At 39.2% G+C, this 22,210-nt stretch carries 22 protein-coding genes; 17 read left to right on the plus strand and 5 right to left on the minus strand.

Annotation, left to right across the window (positions count from 1 at the left end; all coding sequences use genetic code 11):
- The first annotated feature begins 271 nt into the window (after window positions 1–271).
- Together AAC073_RS05370 and AAC073_RS05375 are read left to right on the plus strand one after the other, a co-directional pair.
- Window positions 272–1,507 (plus strand): sulfite oxidase, encoded by a 1,236-nt coding sequence (locus tag AAC073_RS05370; RefSeq protein WP_339922815.1) that lies wholly within the window; start codon window positions 272–274, stop codon window positions 1,505–1,507.
- A 1-nt stretch (window position 1,508) separates the two neighbouring features.
- Complete coding sequence (locus AAC073_RS05375; RefSeq protein ID WP_339922816.1) at window positions 1,509–1,961, plus strand: hypothetical protein; 453 nt, start codon at window positions 1,509–1,511, stop codon at window positions 1,959–1,961.
- Between the two features lies 1 nt (window position 1,962).
- Here AAC073_RS05375 and AAC073_RS05380 read toward each other — a convergent pair whose 3' ends face one another.
- Entirely contained in the window at window positions 1,963–3,294 is a 1,332-nt protein-coding gene (locus tag AAC073_RS05380; RefSeq protein ID WP_339922817.1) for a DUF3748 domain-containing protein, read from the minus strand.
- Between the two features lie 196 nt (window positions 3,295–3,490).
- On the opposite strand from AAC073_RS05380, the gene AAC073_RS05385 reads away from it, so the two are divergent.
- The 5 genes from AAC073_RS05385 to AAC073_RS05405 all read left to right on the plus strand — a co-directional run bounded on the left by AAC073_RS05385 (window position 3,491) and on the right by AAC073_RS05405 (window position 9,756).
- A complete protein-coding gene (locus AAC073_RS05385) occupies window positions 3,491–5,656 on the plus strand; it encodes a TIM-barrel domain-containing protein (protein ID WP_339922818.1) in 2,166 nt (721 codons plus the stop codon).
- Between the two features lie 219 nt (window positions 5,657–5,875).
- Window positions 5,876–6,322: a hypothetical protein gene (locus tag AAC073_RS05390; RefSeq protein WP_339922819.1), complete on the plus strand. Its 447-nt coding sequence runs from the start codon at window positions 5,876–5,878 to the stop codon at window positions 6,320–6,322.
- A gap of 117 nt (window positions 6,323–6,439) precedes the next feature.
- Entirely contained in the window at window positions 6,440–8,251 is a 1,812-nt protein-coding gene (gene typA, locus AAC073_RS05395) for a translational GTPase TypA (protein WP_339922820.1), read from the plus strand.
- 156 nt (window positions 8,252–8,407) lie between these two features.
- Window positions 8,408–9,382 (plus strand): 6-phosphofructokinase, encoded by a 975-nt coding sequence (gene pfkA, locus AAC073_RS05400; RefSeq protein WP_339922821.1) that lies wholly within the window; start codon window positions 8,408–8,410, stop codon window positions 9,380–9,382.
- Window positions 9,383–9,384: 2 nt separating this feature from the next.
- On the plus strand, window positions 9,385–9,756 hold the full coding sequence (locus AAC073_RS05405) for a hypothetical protein (protein WP_339922822.1): 372 nt from the start codon (window positions 9,385–9,387) through the stop codon (window positions 9,754–9,756).
- Here the strand turns inward: AAC073_RS05405 and miaA are convergent.
- Complete coding sequence (gene miaA, locus AAC073_RS05410) at window positions 9,744–10,628, minus strand: tRNA (adenosine(37)-N6)-dimethylallyltransferase MiaA (protein ID WP_339922823.1); 885 nt, start codon at window positions 10,626–10,628, stop codon at window positions 9,744–9,746. The genes AAC073_RS05405 and miaA overlap by 13 nt on opposite strands.
- A 72-nt stretch (window positions 10,629–10,700) precedes the next feature.
- On the opposite strand from miaA, the gene AAC073_RS05415 reads away from it, so the two are divergent.
- Genes AAC073_RS05415 through AAC073_RS05435 form a run of 5 tightly spaced genes read left to right on the plus strand, consistent with a single transcriptional unit; the run spans window position 10,701 to window position 14,437 of the window.
- Window positions 10,701–11,459, plus strand: a complete 759-nt coding sequence (locus tag AAC073_RS05415; protein ID WP_339922824.1) for a response regulator — start codon at window positions 10,701–10,703, stop codon at window positions 11,457–11,459.
- Window positions 11,452–11,832: a response regulator gene (locus AAC073_RS05420; protein WP_339922825.1), complete on the plus strand. Its 381-nt coding sequence runs from the start codon at window positions 11,452–11,454 to the stop codon at window positions 11,830–11,832. Before AAC073_RS05415 ends, AAC073_RS05420 begins: the two co-directional genes overlap by 8 nt.
- A gap of 1 nt (window position 11,833) precedes the next feature.
- A complete protein-coding gene (locus tag AAC073_RS05425; protein WP_339922826.1) occupies window positions 11,834–12,112 on the plus strand; it encodes a hypothetical protein in 279 nt (92 codons plus the stop codon).
- Complete coding sequence (locus tag AAC073_RS05430; protein ID WP_339922827.1) at window positions 12,109–12,870, plus strand: MBL fold metallo-hydrolase; 762 nt, start codon at window positions 12,109–12,111, stop codon at window positions 12,868–12,870. Before AAC073_RS05425 ends, AAC073_RS05430 begins: the two co-directional genes overlap by 4 nt.
- 43 nt (window positions 12,871–12,913) lie before the next feature.
- Window positions 12,914–14,437, plus strand: coding sequence for an NFACT RNA binding domain-containing protein (locus tag AAC073_RS05435; protein ID WP_339922828.1), 1,524 nt, complete (start codon window positions 12,914–12,916; stop codon window positions 14,435–14,437).
- A 194-nt stretch (window positions 14,438–14,631) separates the two neighbouring features.
- Here the strand turns inward: AAC073_RS05435 and pyk are convergent, their stop codons facing one another.
- Window positions 14,632–16,062 carry a pyruvate kinase gene (gene pyk, locus AAC073_RS05440; RefSeq protein WP_339922829.1) on the minus strand — a complete coding sequence of 477 codons (1,431 nt, stop codon included), beginning with the start codon at window positions 16,060–16,062 and terminating at the stop codon, window positions 14,632–14,634.
- Between the two features lie 11 nt (window positions 16,063–16,073).
- The gene (locus AAC073_RS05445) at window positions 16,074–16,502 is read right to left on the minus strand and encodes an IPExxxVDY family protein (RefSeq protein WP_339922830.1); all 429 of its coding nucleotides are present in this window, start codon (window positions 16,500–16,502) and stop codon (window positions 16,074–16,076) included.
- Between the two features lie 148 nt (window positions 16,503–16,650).
- Between AAC073_RS05445 and AAC073_RS05450 the strand changes: the two genes are divergently transcribed.
- Genes AAC073_RS05450 through AAC073_RS05470 form a run of 5 tightly spaced genes read left to right on the plus strand, consistent with a single transcriptional unit; the run spans window position 16,651 to window position 21,940 of the window.
- A complete protein-coding gene (locus tag AAC073_RS05450; RefSeq protein WP_010855324.1) occupies window positions 16,651–16,887 on the plus strand; it encodes an acyl carrier protein in 237 nt (78 codons plus the stop codon).
- Between the two features lie 19 nt (window positions 16,888–16,906).
- Window positions 16,907–18,160 carry a beta-ketoacyl-ACP synthase II gene (gene fabF, locus AAC073_RS05455; protein WP_339922831.1) on the plus strand — a complete coding sequence of 418 codons (1,254 nt, stop codon included), beginning with the start codon at window positions 16,907–16,909 and terminating at the stop codon, window positions 18,158–18,160.
- Window positions 18,161–18,162: 2 nt separating this feature from the next.
- Entirely contained in the window at window positions 18,163–18,906 is a 744-nt protein-coding gene (gene rnc, locus AAC073_RS05460; protein WP_339922832.1) for a ribonuclease III, read from the plus strand.
- 38 nt (window positions 18,907–18,944) lie between these two features.
- Complete coding sequence (nadE, locus tag AAC073_RS05465) at window positions 18,945–20,801, plus strand: NAD(+) synthase (protein WP_339922833.1); 1,857 nt, start codon at window positions 18,945–18,947, stop codon at window positions 20,799–20,801.
- 32 nt (window positions 20,802–20,833) lie between these two features.
- The gene (locus AAC073_RS05470; RefSeq protein WP_339922834.1) at window positions 20,834–21,940 is read left to right on the plus strand and encodes a prolipoprotein diacylglyceryl transferase; all 1,107 of its coding nucleotides are present in this window, start codon (window positions 20,834–20,836) and stop codon (window positions 21,938–21,940) included.
- A 1-nt stretch (window position 21,941) separates the two neighbouring features.
- On the opposite strand, the gene yidD is transcribed toward AAC073_RS05470, so the two are convergent.
- Complete coding sequence (gene yidD / locus AAC073_RS05475) at window positions 21,942–22,163, minus strand: membrane protein insertion efficiency factor YidD (RefSeq protein ID WP_081652350.1); 222 nt, start codon at window positions 22,161–22,163, stop codon at window positions 21,942–21,944.
- Window positions 22,164–22,210: the final 47 nt, after the last annotated feature.

Below are 22,210 nucleotides of genomic sequence, written 5' to 3' on the forward strand. Positions count from 1 at the left end.
ATTTGAATTCTATCACTTTGATGTTCTCCAACTTACAGCATTACGACCTCGTTTTTTCATTAAACTTCGGAATTACCTAGGTACCAAGTGAGGATGCAGTAATCCTGTTCCAAGCCCTTGGAGGTCGTTTTAATTAACCATTCCAAACTAACATTAAGCCTCTAAGGACGGAAAAGACCTCTCATGTACATTGGAGATATTATAGGTTTTCGCTTGCGTTTTTCTGTTTAAATTGGCTTAATTTACAATCTCATTTGAAACCAAAATACCTATGGCATTAGCAGAAAATCCAAATAGGAGAAACTTTATAAAAAAAACAGCATTGAGTTCAATGGCGGCCTTATTAGGCTCAAATATAGTTTTTGCGCTTCCTGAAAATTACATTCCTGTAGCACTTGAACAGGACAATGACCCATTCACACTTTTCGGCAAGGATAAGGAAATGATCGTGTTAAACGACAAACCGTGGAATGTAGAATCCAAAGCCCATTTACTGGATGATGCCGTAACCCCTTCGGATAAAATGTTCATTAGGAACAATGGATTGATTCCAGATGATATAGATGTTGAAAATTGGACATTGACCATCAAAGGCGAGGCCATTGATGAAGAAAAAACGTACACACTAAAAGACTTAAAAACGAAATTCCCAGTCCACACTTACCAGCTAGTATTGGAATGTGGTGGAAATGGGAGAAAAGAATATTACCCCCCTGCAAAAGGCAACCAATGGTCCTTGGGTGCTGTATCTTGTGCCAAGTGGACAGGTATTCGCTTAAAAGATTTATTAAAAGATGCTGGTATAAAAGACAATGCGGTCTATATAGGCTACCATGGAGCTGACAAACACATCAGCCGAGACCCCAACAAAGAACCCATTTCAAGAGGCATTCCAATTGCCAAAGCCATGGAGGATTATACCCTATTGGCATTTGCTATGAATGGAGAAGACATTCCTATTGCTCACGGGCATCCATTGCGTTTGATCGCTTCTGGCTTTCCTGCATCGGTTTCAGGAAAGTGGGTAAAAAGCTTGTCCATCCGGGACAAGGTCCACGATGGTGAGAAAATGGCAGCCCCTTCCTACTCCGTCCCCAAGTACACCGTTGAACCTGGTGCTGAGGTGAAGAATGAGGACATGAAAATCATTGAAAGCATGCCTGTTAAATCATTGATTTCCTATCCTAAATCTGGCGCAATGATTAAATCAAACCAAGCCCTTGAAATAAGAGGCCATGCTTGGACAGGTGCTGAGAGCATAAATAAAGTAGAATATTCCATAGATTTTGGAGCTACTTGGCATTCCTGTACCCTTCAGAAAGCAGCCAATCGCTACTCTTGGCAACACTTCAAAGCCAAAATAAATTTTCCTGAAAAAGGATATTATGAGGTCTGGGCCAAAGCCACGGACAACAAAGGCCTTGGCCAGCCTATGGTCACTCCTGGATGGAATCCAAAAGGATACCTCAACAATGCTTGTCACAGAATCGCCATAAAAGTAGCCTAATATGAGAAAATTAAGAATTATCATAATCAGCATACTAATAGCTCTAGTAGCCATCGGCGGTTACCTATGGTCAGTTAGAGACACCCCTTTAGCGGATGGGGAATTTACAAAGGCTGACGCACCCATTGAGGCGAATCCTTTGGACACTGAGATTGAAAATGGTATTCATATGCCAACAGGTTTAATTGCAGACGAAGGGCTCAACTTAGTCATTGCCAACTGCACGGCCTGTCACTCTGCCAAACTGGTAACACAGAATCATGCAGATCGCGCTGGCTGGGAGAAAATGATAAGATGGATGCAAAGCTCCCAAAACCTTTGGGAGCTCGGCACTCAGGAAGACCTGATTCTTGATTATCTATCGAAAAACTACGCGCCAGAAAATGCCAATCAAGGTAATTCGAGCCGGAGGGCACCGTTGGTGAACATCGAATGGTATGAACTGAAAAACTAGCTCAAGGTCTTTCTGCAACAAAAATTTGTACCCGGCCTTCAACATCTTTGTTGAAGGCTATTTTATTTCCATCATTTGAATAATTTATTGCAAAGGGTGCTGTTTCAAAAACCTCACTTACAGCAATAGATTTACCAGGATTCATTGCCGCATCTACCCTATTGACATAAACCTGATTGTTACAAACATAAGCAAACTCTCTTTTCTTAGGATGCCACCTCACCGTACTCTGAACCGGTGAAGTATGAAAAGAGACCTGCTTAGGTGTACCTCCATTTACGGGAATGACAAATACCTGATCGATTCCTTCATTATCCTTGGCCAAATAACTTAAAAAGGCCCCATCCATAGATGAAGTTACCCAATGTCTAAATTCCGTGGTGACTCCTGGGTACTTATTCCCTTCCGTAAAAGTCAATCTTCTGACGGTAGCTCCCGCTGGAGGCATGGGCATGGTCGTTGAAGTTCCAGCTAAAGGACCTTCATCTCCTTCAACACTTATATCCTCTGGCACATCTACCAGAAAAACTTCTGTCAGGTTCTCCCCTTTGCTGGTCACTAGGTCTCCTAAAAATGCCCTAGCCCTCTGCCAACTCCCATTTGGTTTTTGATAGCCTTTTTCTCCTACCCACCAATCACTATAGGCTTTGCTGATTTCCCCACTTCCTGGCCGTGGGTTAGGTACCACTTTTACCACAAGTACAGAATACCACTCTCCTTGAAAATTTTCACCGGTTGAAGCTGAAATTTTAGGGCTTTTAATATTTCTCGCAGAAACCCCTACAGTCCTTAAATTATATGTATCTCCTGTCTTTTCTTCCAACTCATACATTAAAGCATCATTATAGGTATACCCTAACCAATCTCCATCCCCGCTCCATTGATGTCTATGGGTACCACCACGCAAAGCTCCGGCAGTAAATGGTGCGTCGATATCTCGGCTATCCATCCAATAGGCTTTTTTGGTAGATTCATTAACAATCTTACCCAGTCTCCTGTGCATGGCATAAGGATTTTCTTGACTGGTTGGTGGGAGACCATGAATAAAAACAACTTCATTTTTTTTTGGATGATAACTTACGGCTCCCACTCCAGGGCCGTGCTTATCGGCATTTTTCGTCTTGTATATTACCTCTGTTTTACCATTTGCAACATTTACTTTCTCTATAATCGCGTTTTCCCCTATCCCACCTTCATTTGGCCTTGTATCATAGACAATCCATGCATCATCAGGAGAGAAATTTTGATTATTGTCCATTGCATGGTTCTGGGCTTGATTGGTTACTTGCCTAACCTGCCACAATTCCTGTGAAAAGAGCGTTGAAGTACTCATGAGTAATAATACTGGTAAAAGACAAATTTTTAGTTTATTGAGGGTCATTTGCATCAAGAATTCAAATTTATATTTCAAATATACGCTAGAATGATTAAATAGTACCATTGTTTCACACAAGGTATTCTACAAGATTATTTTTAATCTTACCAACCTTACTTAATTCTTCATATTGATAGGTACTAATTTTAAAGCCATGAAATATCTGTTCTTATTTTGTTTTCTTATCTTCAATATTCACCAAATTGATGCCCAGCAATTGCTTTGGGAAAATATAGCGCCAGGGATTTGGAAGGGTACCGTAGGAGAAGCAGAAGTTTACAACCTACTCACTGCCGCGGATAGCAAACCAAATATTCCTGCTATTTCTCGCTTGGGGCAAGCAACCTTCCCTATAGAAAAAGCAGAGATCAAGGCCAAGATCTTGGATGGTAATACGTTGCTACAACTTCCACTTGAGAGAGAGGAACAAGTTTTTGGATTTGGCTTAAACTTCAAAACCATTCACCAAAGGGGCCGAATCATGCGGCTTCATGTGGATCATTATGGAGGACAGGACAATGGAAGGACGCATGCACCGGTTCCATTCTATGTAACAAGCAGTGGTTACGGTGTTTTCATTAATTCTTCAAGGTATTTGGACGTTTACGCGGGCACCGGATCCAGGTTAGACAGTAAGAATCCGGCAGAGGCCTTGGACAGAAACACCAATTCAGACTGGACCGCTTCCCCCTATTCAGATGCGATTGAGATTCTAGTACCAGCCAATGGAGTTGAGGTTTACATTTTTGCAGGTCCTTCCATGTTGGAAGCTGTTCAGCGGTTTAATTTATTCAATGGCGGAGGGCCTATCCCACCCAGGTGGGGCCTAGGTTTTACGCAAAGAGTACATCGACTTTTTGATCAGGATCAAGTATTGGCGGAGGTGGATGAATTTGAAGAAAAGGGCTACCCATTGGATTTCATAGGACTGGAACCTGGCTGGCAGAGCAAATCCTACCCCAATACATTTGCCTGGGATGAAAGTCGTTTTCCAGAGCCAGAAAAGTTAATTCAAAAACTTAAAGAAAAACACATTAGTCTAAATCTTTGGATCAACCCGTATGTTTCGCCAGAAGCAAGCTTCTACGAAAAACTCAAGCCCTATTATGGAAGCCATACCGTGTGGGCTGGAGCCGTCCCCGACTTAAGTATTCCCGAAGCACAAAAAATTTATTGGGAAAGTTTTAAAAAAGATCATGTTCTTCCCGGCGTCGGAGGATATAAGATTGATGAAGTCGATGGATACGACCGCTGGTTGTGGCCTGATGTGGCTCAATTCCCATCGGGACTCGCTGCCGAACAACTTCGTCAGACTTACGGTTTGCTGGTACAAAAACAATCCAGCAAGCTTTTCCGAGAACAAAACCGAAGGACTTATGGACTTGTAAGGGCTTCAAATGGAGGAGGTGTTTCATTCCCTTATGTCATTTACAATGATTATTATGACCATAGAGACTTCATAACGGCTATGATTAATAGTGGATTCTCAGGTCTCTTGTGGACACCGGAAGCAAGGGCATCAAAAACCTCAGAGGAATGGCTGCGAAGATTCCAGACAGTTGTTTTTTCTCCTATGGCGATGATCAATGCCTGGGCCAGCGGAACAAAACCATGGTCTTATCCCGAGGTAGCAACAGAGATTAAAGATATGGCGCTATTAAGAATGAAAATGATGCCCTATTGGTACAGTAGTTTTGCACTATACCATTTTGAGGGAATTCCCCCATTTAGGGCCATGCAACTTGAAAAGGGATTTGTTTTAAACAATGAAAGACAAACAAATGCCACTTCAAACCTAGAGGACAATCCATACCAAGAAGCCATAAAAAAAGAATTAAATGATCAATACATGGCAGGTCCATCCTTATTGGTAGCCCCAATCTTTGCAGGAGAAGAGGTCCGAAAAGTAGTTTTACCAAAAGGTAAATGGTATGATTTTTACACGGGAGAATATGTAGGAAATGGTGAAGTCATTACCATAAACGCTCGCTTGGACCAAATCCCAGTCTTTGTCAAGGATGGTGGAATTGTCCCATTAATGGAGCCCATGCTCCATGCACCCGGTAAGAACCAACCCTACGATTTAAAAATACTTCACTATGGGGAATCACCAGGTCAATTCACTTTGTATGATGATGATGGAATATCCTATGATTATGAAAATGGGCACTATTCTTGGAGAGAAATAAATGTGACAAGGGAATCCAATGGAAAATGGAAGGGCTCAATATCAGCTGTTTATGCCGAAAAGCCAAACAATGTTGGGAAAGTGACCTGGGTATTCATGTCGGAGAAAGAGAACCAGAATCCATTAAAGTAAATGAAGGGATTTATTCCTCCCGCATTAGGCTTAATATTTGCTCGTGAAATTAAACAGCCATTTAAATTTTATCAAAGCCTGTCACAGAATCAACTAATTTTGCAACGATCTCTTTGAAATATAACACTTATTTTCAATCCTAAGAGGAACATTTTATAGTGATTTAAGTTAAAAGCTACAATTGTTAAAAATAAAACGCCTCCCGAAAACTAATAAAAAATGAAAACCTACCTACTTACTAAAAAAAGCTGTTTCGCCTATTTCACCGTTTTTGCAGTGGCCTTAGCTTTTTCAGCTTGTTCTACAAAAGTCACTTTTCCTGTTTCCAATATTGTACCGGCAGCAGAACCAACTGCAAGCATTAGTAAAAACAAAGAAGGTGCTTATGATGTAAAAATAAACATTAATAATTTGGCACTTCCAGAACGACTTTCCCCTCCAAAAAAGCACTATATGGTTTGGATAGAGGCTTCAGGTCAGGGAATTACTAAACTTGGAGAGATCTCAAACAACCGAGGTGTTTTCAGTAATAAAGGAAAAGCCTCCTTTGAAGCGGAGACCATATACAAGCCTACTATGATTTTGATTACGGCAGAAAATAGTATGGATATTACGTACCCAGGAACTAACGTAGTGTTAAAAAGTAAACCCTTTAAAGTAAAATAACATTTGGAACAAAGGCTATCTTATTTGATAAAATATATTATTTTATAATTATCAATAAGAGATTTAAATACTTTTCCGAATTTTAATTCTTACTTTTGCGTCTTAATAATATTACACATGCAGAGTATTCGAAATATTGCAATTATTGCACACGTTGACCACGGAAAAACAACCTTGGTAGATAAGATAATACACGCCTCAAAACTTTTTAGGGAAAATCAACAATTTGATGACCTAATTCTGGACAGTAATGATCTAGAGAGGGAAAGAGGTATTACCATTCTTTCAAAAAATGTTTCTATTAGGTATAAAGATACCAAAATTAACATAATAGACACCCCTGGTCACGCTGATTTCGGTGGTGAAGTTGAAAGGGTTTTAAAAATGGCAGATGGTGTTATTCTTTTGGTTGACGCCTTTGAAGGACCTATGCCCCAAACACGATTTGTATTGGGCAAAGCACTTGAGCTTGGTCTTACCCCTATAGTAGTAATTAACAAAGTGGATAAAGAGAACTGTCGCCCTGATGAAGTTCATGAAGCAGTTTTTGATTTAATGTTCAACCTCGATGCCACTGAAGAGCAGCTGGAATTTCACACCTTGTACGGTTCAGCCAAAAACAACTGGATGGGTGAAGATTGGAAAAACCCAAATGACACCATTTTCCCTCTTTTGGATGCGGTAGTTAAGTATATACCTGAGCCTAAGATTGAAGAAGGCACTACTCAGATGCAAATCACCTCTTTAGATTATTCAAATTTCGTTGGCCGTATAGCCATTGGAAGGTTAAAAAGAGGAAGTATCAAAGAAGGTCAGCAATACGCGCTTTGCAAAGAAGATGGCGTTATTAAGAGAGTTAAAGTAAAAGAACTCCACGTTTTCGAAGGATTAGGCAAAAATAAAGTAACAGAAGTTCAAGCTGGAGACATTTGTGCCATCACAGGTGTAGAAGGTTTTGACATTGGAGATACCATTGCAGATCTTGAAAATCCAGAAGCATTAGAAAGGATCTCAATTGATGAGCCTACTATGAACATGCTTTTCACCATTAACAACTCACCTTTCTTTGGAAGAGAAGGCAAGTTCGTTACTTCTCGTCATTTGAGAGAAAGGTTGATGAAAGAAACAGAGAAAAACCTTGCGCTAAGAGTTGACCCTACAGACAGTGAAGATAAATTCTTGGTATATGGTAGAGGTATTCTCCATTTGTCAGTACTCATTGAAACAATGCGTAGAGAAGGTTATGAATTGCAAGTAGGCCAGCCTCAGGTTATTTATAAAACGATCGATGGTGTTAAGCACGAGCCGATTGAAACCTTAGTAGTTGACGTACCTGATACCTCTGCAGGAAAAGTAATCGAATTAGCTACCCAGAGAAAAGGAGAGCTTTTGGTAATGGAACCTAAAGGAGATTTACAACACCTTGAATTTAGCATTCCGTCCAGAGGATTAATTGGATTAAGAAACAATGTATTGACTGCTACTCAAGGTGAAGCGATCATGAATCACCGTTTTTCTTCCTATGAGCCATTTAAAGGCCCTATTCCAGGAAGAATCAACGGTTCATTGATCTCCATGGACTCAGGTCAGTGCACGGCCTATGCCATTGATAAATTACAAGATAGAGGTAACTTTTTTGTGGATCCAGGAGATGACCTTTACACAGGTATGGTTATTGGGGAGCACTCAAGGGATAATGATATAGTGGTAAACGTACAGAAAGGTAAGCAACTTACCAACATGCGTGCATCAGGATCGGATAACAACGCAAAAATTGCTCCCGCCAAAAAATTCTCATTAGAAGAATCTATGGAGTATATCCAAAAGGATGAGTATCTCGAAATCACTCCTAAAAGCATACGGATGAGAAAAATCTATTTGGAAGAAAACGAAAGGAATAGAGCTGCCAAAGCGCAGAACGCTCAATAAAAAAAAAGGATGGAATTAAATTTCCATCCTTTTTTTTGCTCAAACATTAAGTGTGTACTGTTAATTGGTTAATTTTACATTTCAGGTCTACTCGGGATTTGACAGGTAGCCCATTTTACCGGAATACCGAGTATTGCTCATTTATGAAAAACATTTATGAAAAAAATTGCAGTATATACCTCTGGTGGGGATTCTCCCGGAATGAATGCTTGTATAAGAGCAGTAGTAAGAACAGGAATTTATTACAACCTGGAAGTTTATGGCATCAAATACGGATATGATGGCATTATTAATGGCAACATTAAAAAAATGCAGTCTCATTCTGTAAGCAATATTCTTCAAAGGGGTGGCACTATCTTAAAATCAGCCAGAAGCAATGAATTTCGCACCAAAGAGGGGCGTCAGAAGGCTTATGAGCAACTCACCAAACATGGAATAGAAGGGCTGGTAGCCATTGGCGGGGACGGTACTTTTACGGGTGCAAAAGTTTTCTATGAGGAATTTGGTATACCTGTAGTAGGTTGCCCGGGCACCATAGACAATGATATTTACGGAACAGATTACACCATTGGTTTTGACACAGCGGTCAACACTGCTTTAGAAGCCATAGATAAAATCAGGGATACTGCAGCAGCGCACGATCGTGTGTTTTTTGTAGAAGTCATGGGAAGAGACAGTGGCTACATCGCTATAGAGTGCGCTATAGGCGGAGGTGCTGAGATGGTGATGGTACCTGAAACAAGCACAACCATTAGTGAAGTAACTGACTACTTAAAGAATTTGAGAAAAACAAAAACTTCAAGTATAGTAGTAGTAGCAGAAGGTGATGAAGAAGGTGGCGCAAATACGATAATGGAGAAAGTGAAAGTTGATTTCATTGGTGATGAAAAAAAATTCAAAGTGACTACATTGGGTCACATTCAGCGTGGAGGAAGCCCTACGGCTAAAGACCGGTTATTGGGCAGTAGAAGTGGGCTTTCTGCTGTAGAAGGATTGCTAAATGGCCAATACAACTGTATGGCCGGGATAATAAATGATCAGGTAGTTTATACTCCATTTGACGATTGTATCAACAAAAGTAAACCTCTGAACAAAGACTATCTTAAGCTTCAGGAAATTTTAAGTATTTAAACATGGGTTTTATTCCAATTTTCTTAACCCTTGGAGGTTTTGTTTTTCTTTTCATGATGGTAGTTCATCAAAATTTTAAACAGAAAAAACACCTATTTGAGAGCGAATTAAAGTCCATTTCTACTTCAATCAGTCGCTTATCCAAAACAAATACTGTTGGAGAAACCGTTCCAAAGAAGGTCAATATCAAGGATGTAGAGAGATCATTGCAATCCTTAAATAAGAAGGATAAAACTGCCGAGGTTCAAATCGAAACAAATGCCCTCCGTCAAAAATTAGGCGAAATTAAAAGGCTTCGCTACAACTATAACAAACTAATCAAAACAAAACCATATAGTTTTGTGGCGACCCTCATGAGAGATCATTCCATTTGAGCCTTTATTAGATCGACCATACCATTGATTTCATCTGGATGAAACCAATGGTATGTTTTGTCTTTATTGAGCCAGGTCAACTGCCTTTTAGCATACCTTCGAGAGTTTCTCTTCAGGAGCCTTATGGCTTCTTCTTTATCATAAAGGCCATTTAAATAGGCGAAAATCTCCTTGTAACCTACTGTATTGAGTGCATTCAAGGCCTTATAGGGGTACATCTTGGTGGCTTCTTCAAAAAGTCCTTCTTGAATCATATTGTCCATCCTCCTGTTTATCCTTTCATACAGTTCTTCCCTATCCCTTTTCAGCGCAATTTTGACAGTCTTAAAAGGCCTAATAACTTTCTTTTTTATCCTAAAGCTGCTGAAGGGAAGGCCAGTCCCCAAGCAAACCTCCAAAGCTCGAATCAAGCGTTGAGGATTTTGTTTGTCTACAACTGCAAAATAATCAGGATCTAATTTTAATAACATCTCCTGCAGGTAGCTGATGCCTTCCTTCGCATAGACAGCATTTAATTCTTCGCGGAAGCTTGAATCAATTTGTGGCATATGATCCAACCCTTCAACAATAGCATCAGTATACATGCCCGACCCACCGGTTAAAATCAACAAGTCATTTTCCTTGAACAAGGAATCGATACAGGCTAGCGCTTCGGATTCGTACTTTTTAACATCATACAAATCATGAATAGACTTATTCCCAATGAAATAGTGAGGTACCATTGCCAGTTCTTTTTCAGAAGGTTTTGCTGTACCTATATTAATTTCTTGAAAAAATTGTCTACTATCGGAAGAAATTATGACGGTATTAAATTTTTTGGCTAAATTTATGCACAAATCAGTTTTTCCAACAGCTGTTGGACCTGTTATCACCAGGATTATTTTATTTAATGGAGTCAAGATTCAATTAGCTATTTTAAGCTTCGAATTTAAGCAAATTCGCCTATGAAAAACAAAAAAGTCTTGATAGTAGACGACAATGCCCTAAATCGGAAGGTATTTGAAAATGTAATCGGACACAATTATTTTTTTGAATCTGCATCTGATGGACTTGAGGCAATCGAATTATTAAAAAGCAGCAAATATGACATCATATTGATGGACATACAGATGCCTAAATTGGATGGGATAAGTTGTCTCAAAATTATAAAGGAGGAAGAAATAACAGATATACCTGTCATAGCCATATCTGCTTATTCAAATCAGGGAGACCGTGAATATTTTTTATCGACAGGATTTGATGATTTTATTGCCAAACCGGTAAAACCTAAAGATCTGCTAGAAGCAATCCACTTTCATTTAAATCAGAATAAGACTAGAATAAACATTCCAGAAAAGGAAAAAGAGATTGATGTTGATATAAATGAATCTGTAATCCAACAATTATTAAAATACCATAGCTTGGATAACATCAAATCCGTATATAAGGATTTTTTAGAAGAGGCTGAAAACCTCACGGAAGAAATAAAAATATTGGCAGAATTCAATAAATTTGAAGAAATTGGAGAAAAACTTCACATATTGAAAGGCAATTCCGGTACACTTGGTGTAAACGTGATGTACAAGGTAACTGCTTTGTTTGAGAAAAAAATCAAAAATTCGATTACCGAAGAATTAAATGATGATATTGATCAATTGAAGTCCAGCCTAAGTAAGTTCAAACATTTGGTTGAAAACGATAAAATTTTTATAAAATATGAGTGATGCAAAAAAAGTTTTGGTAGCTGAAGACAGTTCAGTTATTATCAATTTAACAAGAAATGTACTTTCCTTCGAGAATTTTTCAATGACTGCCGTCAAAAATGGCAAACAGGTTTTAGACCTACTCGAAAAAGAGGATTTTGATTTGATTCTTATGGACATAAATATGCCGGTAATGGACGGCATAGTTTGCACCAAAGCCATAAGAAATCTTTCTGACCCCGTAAAATCAAAAATACCTATAATCGCCATTACAGGTAATTATAAAAATTTCACCTTAGATGATTTTAAAAAGGCTGGATTAGACGATTATATTCAGAAACCGCTAGATTACGATTTATTGTTGTCCACCGTGAAAAAACATATTTACAAATAAAATGGCAGTAAAATACACCAAAAATTTTTTGGATAAACTGGAGAATATCTTTGCTTCATCAGAGTATCATTTGCGATATGAAAAGGGCAATTTTAAATCTGGTTATTGTATTTTAAAAGAAACAAAGATTGTCATCGTTAACAAATACTTTACGCTGGAAGGAAAAATCAATGCCTTGCTGGACTTACTTAAAACACTTGATTTCAATCCTCAATCCTTTGAAAATCAAAAACAGCAGGATTTCCTTATTGAATTAAAACAAACAGAATTGAAGCTTTGAACATCACATTTTTAGGAACTGGCACCTCGCAAGGCGTACCGGTAATCGGTTGTAATTGTAAAGTGTGCTCTTCTTTGGATTTCCGAGACAAACGACTCAGGTCTTCTATACACCTCGAAATAGATGGGCTAAGCCTTGTGATAGACACTGGCCCAGATTTTCGAACACAGATGCTAACAGAGGCCATAAAACGCCTAGACGCCGTGATTTTCACCCACGAGCACAAAGACCACACTGCAGGACTTGACGATATTCGTCCATTTAATTTTAAACAGCAAATCGATATTCCACTGTTTGGAACAAATCGAGTCCTGGAGCAGATTAAAGGTGAATTCTCTTATATTTTTGCAGCAACCAAATACCCAGGAGTGCCAAGGGTAATTCTGAATGAAATTTCCAATTCACCATTTGAAATTAAGGGCATTCGAATCACTCCTATACAAGTAATGCATCACAAACTGCCTGTATTTGGATACAGAATTGGAGACTTTACCTACATCACTGATGCGAATTATATTTCACCAGAGGAAATTGAAAAAATTAAAGGAAGTAAAATTCTGGTTGTAAATGCATTACAAATAAAGCCACATATTTCCCATTTCACCCTTTCAGAGGCATTGGATTTCATCAAATTAATCGCACCTGAAAAGGCTTACTTAACGCATATTAGCCATCAGATGGGGACACACCAGGAAGTAACCGATACATTGCCTCCAAACGTAGCCATCTCTTATGATGGGCTGAAATTGCACCTTTAACATGCACCTTAATTATCATTTCTTTAAATTTTTATGCCCTGCTTTGAAAGATGAAATTTCAGGAGGCACCATTTCCGCCTGTTTTTCTCAAAATAAAGAAGAGCTAATTATAGAGGTTAGCAAAATTGATGGAAGCCCTTTTTTTATCAGGGCTTTACTACTGCCTTCGAATACAAGCATAAGTTTTCCCAAAGATTTTAAAAGGAGTAAAAAAAACAATATTGATTTATTTCCTGAAATTATTGGAAAGAAAATTACCAACATCAAATTATTGAATTTTGAAAGGGCATTTTACCTCGCTTTAGGTGAAAGTCAGGCATTGTTATTCAAAATGCATGGAAGCAGGTCAAATCTATTGTATTTCAAGGATCTTGAGGCCACTCCTTTTAGCATCTTTAGAAAGGAGCTTAAAGAAGACCTTATGCTGACTGTACCCGAACTTGAAAAATCACTGGAATTAACGAAGGCTAGGTTTTTGGAACTTGAAGGAAATGCTTCTCAATTTTTACCCACATTAGGTAAACGCCCAAGGGCCTGGCTCAAGGAGGCTGGTTACTTGGAGGGAAATATAGAAACAAGGTTTGCATTGATGGGTGAGGTGATGGACATGCTCGAAAGTCCATTGTTTTCAGTTATCAATGAAAACGACAATTATTACCTTACCCTCTTACCTTGCACGACTCCAATAGCGAGCACTTCAGATCCGCTAGAAGCTTCTAATATCTACTTTCAAAAAGCAGTAGTCAAAAAGAACTTTGAAAACGTAAAAAACCAATTGCTCCGTACCCTTTCTGAGAAACGTAAGAAAACGGTAAATTATATAAGTAAAACCAGACAGAAACTGGAAGCGATGGAAAATGAACCTCCTCCTAGTCAAACGGCAGATATAATCATGGCAAACCTTCACCAGATCCCTGTTGGAACAGAGCTGGTGAGCCTTTTCGATTTTTATGCCAATGAAACTAGAGAGATCGCCTTAAAAAGAGGATTGAGCCCACAAAAGTTTGCCGAACAGCTATACAAAAAAAGTAAAAACAAGAAAATTGAATTTGAGCAATTGCGTAAAAACCTGGCGCAAAAGGAAAAAGATCTTGAAGAAATAGCGACAGAAGAAGAATTCTTGCTTGATTCTGAGGACTTCAGATCGATTAAGTCATTAATCAAAACTGGAGATAGGTTTTCAAAAGTGCAACCACAGTTACAATTGCCCTACAAACGATTTGAAACAGATGGGTTTGAAATTTGGGTGGGAAAATCAGCAAAGGCCAATGATGAATTACTAAGAAGGTACACCTGGAAGGAGGACCTTTGGCTTCATGCAAAAGATGTGTCGGGGTCTCATGTAATTATCAAAACGCAATCAGGAATGGTGCCCACCAAATTGGTACTTGAACGAGCAGCAGCACTGGCAGCACATTATTCAAAAAACAAAACTGCCTCCCTTGCAGCAGTCATGTATACTCCTTGCAAATATGTACGAAAAGTCAAAGGTTCTCTCCCTGGGGCCGTTAAAGTAGACCGTGAAAAGGTGATTTTAGTGAAGCCAGAAGGCCCGGAGGAAATTTAAGCCACCACAAGTACTCGTATTAGGACCATACTATTAATGGCCGTGCTCAAGGCCGTGTAACATTGATAAGTTGACTAACCCTTTCTAGAACGATTAAAAAAAGAAATGGCTGCCGAGCAAATCAGGCAGCCATTTTTTATAATTCATTTCTTCAACTGGAAGGATAACCCATTCCAATTTTTTGAAGCCTTCATTTAATCTACAACGTGAATCTTCAACATATTGGTTCTGCCCTTTGCTTTGAGAGGCATACTTGCCGTATTAATGACAATGTCACCTGCAGCAACGTGTTTTTCGCTTTTTAATCTTTCTTGAATGTCCTGAAAGGTACCATCTGTTGAAACCTGGCTATCGTAATAATAGGCCCTTACACCCCAAACCAAACTAAGTTGGGTAAGTAGTTTTTTGTTACGGGTAAAGATAAAAATATCAGCAGAAGGACGGTGTGAAGAAATTCGAAGGGCTGTAAAACCAGATGCGGTAATCCCAACGATTGCCTTGGCTTTTACATTTCTAGACAACCTACTAGCCATAAGCAATAAGTTATTGCTCAAATAGCTTTCTGTATCTTCTGGTATCTTATAAAGGTTGTGGTAGATATCAGCGTTGACTTCAATGTGATCAATGATACTACTCATTGCTTTAACCGCGGCAATAGGGAATTTTCCAGAGGCTGTTTCCGCAGAAAGCATTACGGCATCAGCACCATCCAATACAGCGGTAGCCACATCATTGGTCTCTGCTCTGGTAGGCCTTGGGTTTACAATCATGCTTTCCATCATCTGGGTAGCGATGATAACTGGCTTGCAAGCGATTTTACATTTTTCCACCATTCGCTTCTGCCACAATGGAACAATTTCCATAGGAACTTCTACTCCAAGGTCACCTCTGGCCACCATTATTGCATCTGTTGCGTTTATGATCTCATCGATATTTTCGAGGGCTTCAGGTTTTTCAATTTTAGCTACAATTTTACAGGATTTTCCAGCTTTTTTAATTCTTTCCCTAAGGTCAAGAATATCTTCTGCGGTACGTACAAAAGACAAGGCAATCCAATCGACTTCATTTTCCAAGCCAAACTCAAGGTCAATAAGGTCTTTTTCTGTAAGTGATGGTGCACTAATTTTGGTATTTGGCAGGTTGATTCCTTTTCTGGATTTCAACATTCCACCGTGTATTACTGTACAATCCACATTTTTACCATCTGTACTAAGTACGACCAACTCTAAATTTCCATCATCAATCAGGATTCTGTCGCCCTTTTCAACATCGTTTGGCAAGTTTTGATAAACAGTACTTACTAGACTGGCCGTGCCCACCACTGGATCGTTGGTTATCGTTATCTGATCTCCTGGTTTAATTAGCACCTCATTATTTTCAATCTCGCCCACTCTAATTTTTGGACCTTGAAGATCTTGCAAGATACCAGAACTAATATTCATGCTATCGTTGATTTCACGAATGGTTTTGATAACCGCTGCGTGAATACTATGATCGCCATGGGAAAAGTTCAACCTGAAAATATCAGCCCCTGCCATCACAAGCTCTGTAATGGTTTCCTTATTATTACTGGCAGGTCCAATAGTGGCTAAAATTTTGGTTTTATTAAAAACAGGTACTCTCATTTTCTATTTATTTAATATGTTAACAGGTTTTCTTTTGATTTTAACTTTATAGTATCAATTTTCACTATACTATGAATACCTTTTACTATAGAAAGGCCGTCAATATACGTATTTAAATCCACTTCATCTGTAAAGTCCTGACAGAGTAAAAAGTAATCCATACTTTGGAGTTCAGGAATCAGGTATCTTGAGTGACCACCCACCGGATAGGACTTGTTTTTCAATAACTGTATGAATCCATGCTCTTTTTTAATAATAAATTGAGAAATAATTAAATCGGGTTGATTTAAGAATTCCATGTGATAATCTTCTGCTTTTTTTAGATTAATTCCCAAAGCACCATTGATCAGCCAAGCCATTTTATAGTCCTTTAAAGGGGCTACAAGGCCTAAAAGATCAAAATCAAAGGTGGTTTCAAAAAGAAGTTTGCTTTTCTTCATTCAGGAAGAATTTAAAAGCTCAAAGGTAAAAATTTTATTCCAACTTCAACCTTTCAGTGAAAGTTCTTAATTTAGTTTGTCATTTTTTTTGACATTAAGGTATATAATAATTTTCTTTGCGGAGTGTTTAAACTAAACTGATCACAAAATGTCTGAAATTGCACAAAAAGTAAAAGCCATTATCGTTGATAAGTTAGGCGTCGAAGAATCTGAAGTTACTCCTGAAGCGAGCTTTACCAATGACCTTGGTGCTGATTCTTTAGATACGGTAGAACTTATCATGGAATTCGAAAAAGAATTCAACATTTCTATTCCGGATGACCAGGCTGAGCAGATCGGCACGGTTGGTCAGGCTGTTAGCTATTTGGAAGCTAACGTAAAATAACCCATACTTAAAATCATTTATGAATTTAAGAAGAGTTGTAGTAACAGGTTTAGGTGCCCTTACACCAATCGGTAATACCGTTCCAGAATTCTGGGACGGTTTATCGAATGGTGTAAGCGGCGCTGCGCCTATTACCCGTTTTGATGCCTCAAAATTCAAAACCCAATTTGCCTGCGAAGTCAAAAATTTGGATGTCCTTCAGTTTATGGACAGGAAAGAGTCCAGAAAGATTGATCCATATGCACAATATGCAATGGTTGCCGTAGCGGAAGCCATGGAAGATTCGGGACTTGACCTAGAAAAAATTGACCTTACTAGAGCCGGAGTAATCTGGGGATCTGGTATAGGTGGATTGAAAACTTTCCAGGACGAAGTCACTGATTTTGCCGGCGGAGATGGTACACCAAGATTTAACCCTTTTTTCATCCCTAAAATGATAGCTGATATCGCTGCAGGGTTTATTTCCATTAAATATGGATTTCAAGGGCCTAATTTTGCTACCGTTTCAGCTTGTGCCTCAGCTACTAATGCCTTATTGGATGCATTCAATTATATCCGATTGGGAAAAGCCAATGTCTTCATTTCTGGAGGATCTGAAGCTGCAGTAACTGAAGCAGGTGTAGGAGGTTTTAATGCTTTGAAGGCACTGTCTCAAAGGAATGATGACCCAAAAACAGCCTCCAGACCCTTTGATAAGGACAGGGATGGTTTCGTTCTTGGGGAAGGTGCCGGTGCATTGATTTTGGAAGAGTACGAACATGCGAAAGCACGTGGTGCCAAAATTTATGCTGAATTGATCGGCGGCGGTATGACTGGTGATGCTTACCACATTACTGCACCTCACCCGGAAGGACGAGGAGCTGCCAACGTAATGAAATTCGCCCTAGAAGATGCCGGTTTAGAACCTGAAGCTATCGATTATATAAATGTGCATGGTACTTCTACTCCACTTGGAGATTTAAGTGAAGTGAAAGCCATTAAAAAAATCTTTGGCGATCACGCGTATAAAATTAATATCAGTAGTACAAAATCCATGACAGGTCACCTTCTGGGAGCTGCCGGTGCTGTAGAAGCCATAGCATCGATTTTGGCTATGAGAAACAGTCTTATTCCTCCTACCATCAATCATTTTAGTGATGATGAAGAAGTGGATGAAAAATTGAACCTCACCTTTAATAAAGCCCAGAAAAGAGAAGTCAATGTAGTATTGAGTAACACTTTTGGATTTGGAGGGCATAACTGCTCTATCATCTTCAGAAAAATAGCAGAATAAATTTGAAATTACTTCGGTTGCTCAGAATTCAGGAGCTAACTTACAATAAGAAAGATAAAAGGCTTGCTTTCGCTATTAAAAACATAGTGGGTAGCAAGCCTTTAAATTTATCTCTCTATAGACTTGCATTCAGACACATTTCTGCATCGAAGGAAGTAAAATCCGGTGTAAAAATCAGTAATGAACGCTTGGAATACCTGGGTGATGCGGTATTGGGTACAATTGTGGCCGAATACCTTTTTCAAAAATTCCCCTATCGTGATGAAGGATTCTTGACCGAAACAAGGTCTAGAATCGTAAATAGGGAAGCGTTGAACCAAGTAGGTCAAAAGATAGGATTGCCCAAAATCGTGGAATCCGAGATGGGTAGCAAAGTTCCTTATAGTTTTAAATCACTTTATGGTGACACCCTTGAAGCCCTCATAGGGGCTATATACCTCGATAGAGGATATTATTTTTGTAGAAAATTCATAAACAGTAGACTGATCACTCCATTTTTTGATTTGGACAATATCATCGCTACTACCACCAATTTTAAAAGTAAAATCATTGAGTGGGCACAAAAAGAAAACAAAGAAATTGACTTTAACCTTAAATCTGTTGAAGGAAGCCAAAGGTTTAAAGAGTTTAAAGTTGAATTAAATATCAATAGCGAGCCTTTCTCTGAGGGGAAAGGTGCTACAAAGAAAAAAGCTGAACAAGAAGCCGCTAGAATAGCCTGCGAAAAGCTCCAGATAATCCCCTAAATCCAAGCATTTTCATTTCGGTCTCAAAATAAAATATCATGTCTTCATTACTTCTGGCTGGCGCCACACTCAATCAAACTCCACTGGATTGGGAAGGAAACCTGGATAACATCTTTCAGGCAATTTCCCTAGCAAAAGAAAAAAAAGTGGACCTTTTGTGTTTTCCGGAACTATCTATTACTGGATACGGAAGTGAGGATTTGTTTTTAAGCTATTGGTACCCAAAGAAAGCACTTGAAAACATTAAAAAAATCCTTCCACATACCGAAGGCATTACTGTATTTGTAGGCCTTCCTATCAGGATTAGCAATCATGTGTACAATTGCATGGCGGTCTTAGAAAACCAAGAGATCCTAGGCTTTGTACCCAAGCAATTTTTAGCAATAGATGGAGTTCACTATGAAGCCAGGTGGTTTACGCCTTGGAAAGCAGGAGAAGAAATCTCCTTGGAATGCTTCGATTCTCAGTACCCTTTTGGGGATATCCTTTTTGAAAAAAACGGACACAAATACGGCTTTGAAATCTGTGAAGACGCATGGAGAGCCAATAGCAGACCTGGATACCGCCTAAAAGAAAGAGGAGTTGACATTATATTTAACCCTAGTGCCAGCCACTTTGCCATGGGCAAAAGTGAACAAAGGGAAATTTTGGTTAAAGAAAGCTCAAGAGACCTGGGGGTGGCCTACCTGTATGTCAATTTGCTTGGAAATGAAAGTGGCCGAATGATATTTGATGGGGAAATACTTTACTCCGAACAAGGCCAATGTTTGGTGAAAAACAAATTGCTCTCTTATCAATCTTATCAATTGGCAACAGTAACCTATCCTTTTCAAGATCCAAAACCATTAAAACTAGAACACAATTCACATACCAAGAATGAGGAATTCATGGCAGCCTCCACTTTAGCGCTGTTTGATTACCTTAGAAAAAGCCGAAGCAGGGGTTTTGTCCTATCACTCAGTGGTGGAGCTGATTCGTCTTCAATAGCCATCCTTGTGGCCGACATGGTAAAGAGGGGAGTGAGGGATCTAGGAACAGCCTTGTTCTTAAAAAAAATCAATCGCACTTCTGACATTGAGCCAGAAAGCAGTATTCAAGAGATTACCGGCAAGCTTTTTACTACAGCCTACCAAGGAACAAAAAACTCCTCTGCTGCCACCCTGAATAGTGCCCGGAACCTAGCAAAGAGTTTGGGTGCCACCTTTCACCATTGGACAATTGATGCCGAAGTAGACTCCTACACCAAGAAAATTGAAAAAGCTTTGGGCAGGGAACTGACCTGGGAACAAGATGACATAGCCCTTCAAAACATCCAGGCAAGGGCAAGATCTCCGATCATCTGGATGTTGGCCAATATAAAAAACCACCTACTCCTGAGTACCTCCAACAGAAGTGAAGGCGATTTAGGCTATGCCACAATGGATGGCGACACCAGCGGCAGTATATCCCCAATTGCAGCAGTAAGTAAAGATTTTATTTTACAGTGGTTGCAATGGGCTGAAAAGGAAAAAGACTATGAAGGCTTAAAGGAAGTCAATGCCCTTCAACCAACTGCAGAATTGAGGCCTCAGGAGCAGAGTCAGACCGATGAAGAAGACCTTATGCCCTACCCTATTATCTCTGCTATTGAAAAATTAGCCATAAGAGACCGAAGGTCTCCTATGGATGTATACCTGATTTTGAAAGAAGAAATTTCTCTTGAACCATCTCTTTTAAAAGCTTACATTGCCAAATTCTTTAGGCTTTGGTCAATCAATCAATGGAAAAGGGAACGTTTGGCGGTATCTTTTCATTTAGATGAATTTAATGTAGACCCTAAAACCTGGTACCGTTTTCCTGTACTTTCCGGAGGGTACCGGGAAGAGCTGGCACTAATGGAAACCCTAGAAGAGTAAATCAACGACAAACATCAAAAACATAATAACCCATGATCAATAGTATTTTGTATTACGTCGTATGGAGTCCAAATCCTTCGATTTTTTCAGGATTTGACAGGTTACGCTGGTACAGCCTGCTTTTTGCATTAGGCTTTATTATCTCCCAACAGGTGATGATCCATTTCTATAAAAAAGAAGGGCATGATGAAAACCTGGTGGACAAATTGACCATTTACATGGTATTGGCCACCATCATTGGCGCTCGACTCGGTCACGTTTTATTCTATGAGCCAGAGCGCTACCTAAGCAATCCCCTTGACATCTTGAAAGTTTGGGAAGGAGGCCTTGCCAGTCATGGTGCAGCCATCGTTATCCCTATAGCTATATGGCTGTATGTCAGAAGAACTCCCGGTCAGTCTTATTTATGGGTAGTAGATAGGGTCGTAATTGTAATCGCTTTAACTGGTGCTTTGATTCGTTTTGGCAACTTAATGAATTCAGAAATAGGTGGTATGCCTACTGGTACAGACAGTGGATTTGTCTTTGCTCGAGATACAGAGGAGATTCTGAATACAATGAAACTCCCGATATCTTCTATCAAGGCTTATAGACCTGAAGACCGACAAAGCGAACTTTCTGGAACAGGACGTGTACCCGTAAATTTTGACATTGAAATTGATAAAGGAGGTTTTGATGAGGCAAATCTAAGGTCTGTGCTTGAGAGGGATGTCAAGTATGCCTTGACTCGGTTCAATAGCTCCAAAAAATATATGGCTGAAGATCCAGAAACTCCTTTGGACTTGGAGATCAAAGATCAAGGAGATCATTATCTGGCAGTGGTTAAAACATTTGGTCAAGCGAAATACCCCACTCAAATATATGAGTCCCTCACCTATTTATTAATTTTCTTCTTGCTATTTATTGGCTGGACTAAATACAAATCTAAAATACCCGAAGGTTTATACCTGGGATTATTTCTCATATCCGTATTCGGAATGCGCTTCTTTTGGGAGTTTTTCAAAGAAAACCAGGTAGACTTTGAGGACAACCTCACCCTTAACATGGGACAAACGCTAAGCATTCCATTGGTCATTATCGGCCTAGGATTTGTTGTATATTCCTTAATGAATAAAAAAAATAAATCCATCCAAAACTAAATCAAGGGACAGGGTCGTGGCCCTGTCCTCCCCAGGGGTGACATCTCCCTATTCGCTTGATTCCCATCCATCCACCTTTTAAAACGCCATGTTTCATTATGGCTTCTTTGGCGTATTGACTGCAGGTAGGATAATACCTACAAGACCTTGGAATCAAAGGAGAGATAGCATATTGATAAATCAAAATGGGAAATACTGCAATATTTTTCACTATTCTCTTCACTTTTTCGTATTTACATTAAACAAGTCTATTTTTAAAATTAAAGTTCT

The sequence above is a fragment of the uncultured Cyclobacterium sp. genome, assembly GCF_963977555.1.
Lineage (GTDB): Bacteria > Bacteroidota > Bacteroidia > Cytophagales > Cyclobacteriaceae > Cyclobacterium.

Excerpts from the sequence above, each read along its gene's own strand:
- AAC073_RS05370 (WP_339922815.1), top strand. The coding sequence starts at position 272 with ATGGCATTAGCAGAAAATCCAAATAGGAGAAACTTTATAAAAAAAACA.
- AAC073_RS05375 (WP_339922816.1), top strand. The coding sequence starts at position 1,509 with ATGAGAAAATTAAGAATTATCATAATCAGCATACTAATAGCTCTAGTA.
- AAC073_RS05380 (WP_339922817.1), bottom strand. The coding sequence starts at position 3,294 with ATGAGTACTTCAACGCTCTTTTCACAGGAATTGTGGCAGGTTAGGCAA.
- AAC073_RS05385 (WP_339922818.1), top strand. The coding sequence starts at position 3,491 with ATGAAATATCTGTTCTTATTTTGTTTTCTTATCTTCAATATTCACCAA.
- AAC073_RS05390 (WP_339922819.1), top strand. The coding sequence starts at position 5,876 with ATGAAAACCTACCTACTTACTAAAAAAAGCTGTTTCGCCTATTTCACC.
- typA (WP_339922820.1), top strand. The coding sequence starts at position 6,440 with ATGCAGAGTATTCGAAATATTGCAATTATTGCACACGTTGACCACGGA.
- pfkA (WP_339922821.1), top strand. The coding sequence starts at position 8,408 with ATGAAAAAAATTGCAGTATATACCTCTGGTGGGGATTCTCCCGGAATG.
- AAC073_RS05405 (WP_339922822.1), top strand. The coding sequence starts at position 9,385 with ATGGGTTTTATTCCAATTTTCTTAACCCTTGGAGGTTTTGTTTTTCTT.
- AAC073_RS05415 (WP_339922824.1), top strand. The coding sequence starts at position 10,701 with ATGAAAAACAAAAAAGTCTTGATAGTAGACGACAATGCCCTAAATCGG.
- AAC073_RS05420 (WP_339922825.1), top strand. The coding sequence starts at position 11,452 with ATGAGTGATGCAAAAAAAGTTTTGGTAGCTGAAGACAGTTCAGTTATT.
- AAC073_RS05425 (WP_339922826.1), top strand. The coding sequence starts at position 11,834 with ATGGCAGTAAAATACACCAAAAATTTTTTGGATAAACTGGAGAATATC.
- pyk (WP_339922829.1), bottom strand. The coding sequence starts at position 16,062 with ATGAGAGTACCTGTTTTTAATAAAACCAAAATTTTAGCCACTATTGGA.
- AAC073_RS05445 (WP_339922830.1), bottom strand. The coding sequence starts at position 16,502 with ATGAAGAAAAGCAAACTTCTTTTTGAAACCACCTTTGATTTTGATCTT.
- AAC073_RS05450 (WP_010855324.1), top strand. The coding sequence starts at position 16,651 with ATGTCTGAAATTGCACAAAAAGTAAAAGCCATTATCGTTGATAAGTTA.
- fabF (WP_339922831.1), top strand. The coding sequence starts at position 16,907 with ATGAATTTAAGAAGAGTTGTAGTAACAGGTTTAGGTGCCCTTACACCA.
- nadE (WP_339922833.1), top strand. The coding sequence starts at position 18,945 with ATGTCTTCATTACTTCTGGCTGGCGCCACACTCAATCAAACTCCACTG.
- AAC073_RS05470 (WP_339922834.1), top strand. The coding sequence starts at position 20,834 with ATGATCAATAGTATTTTGTATTACGTCGTATGGAGTCCAAATCCTTCG.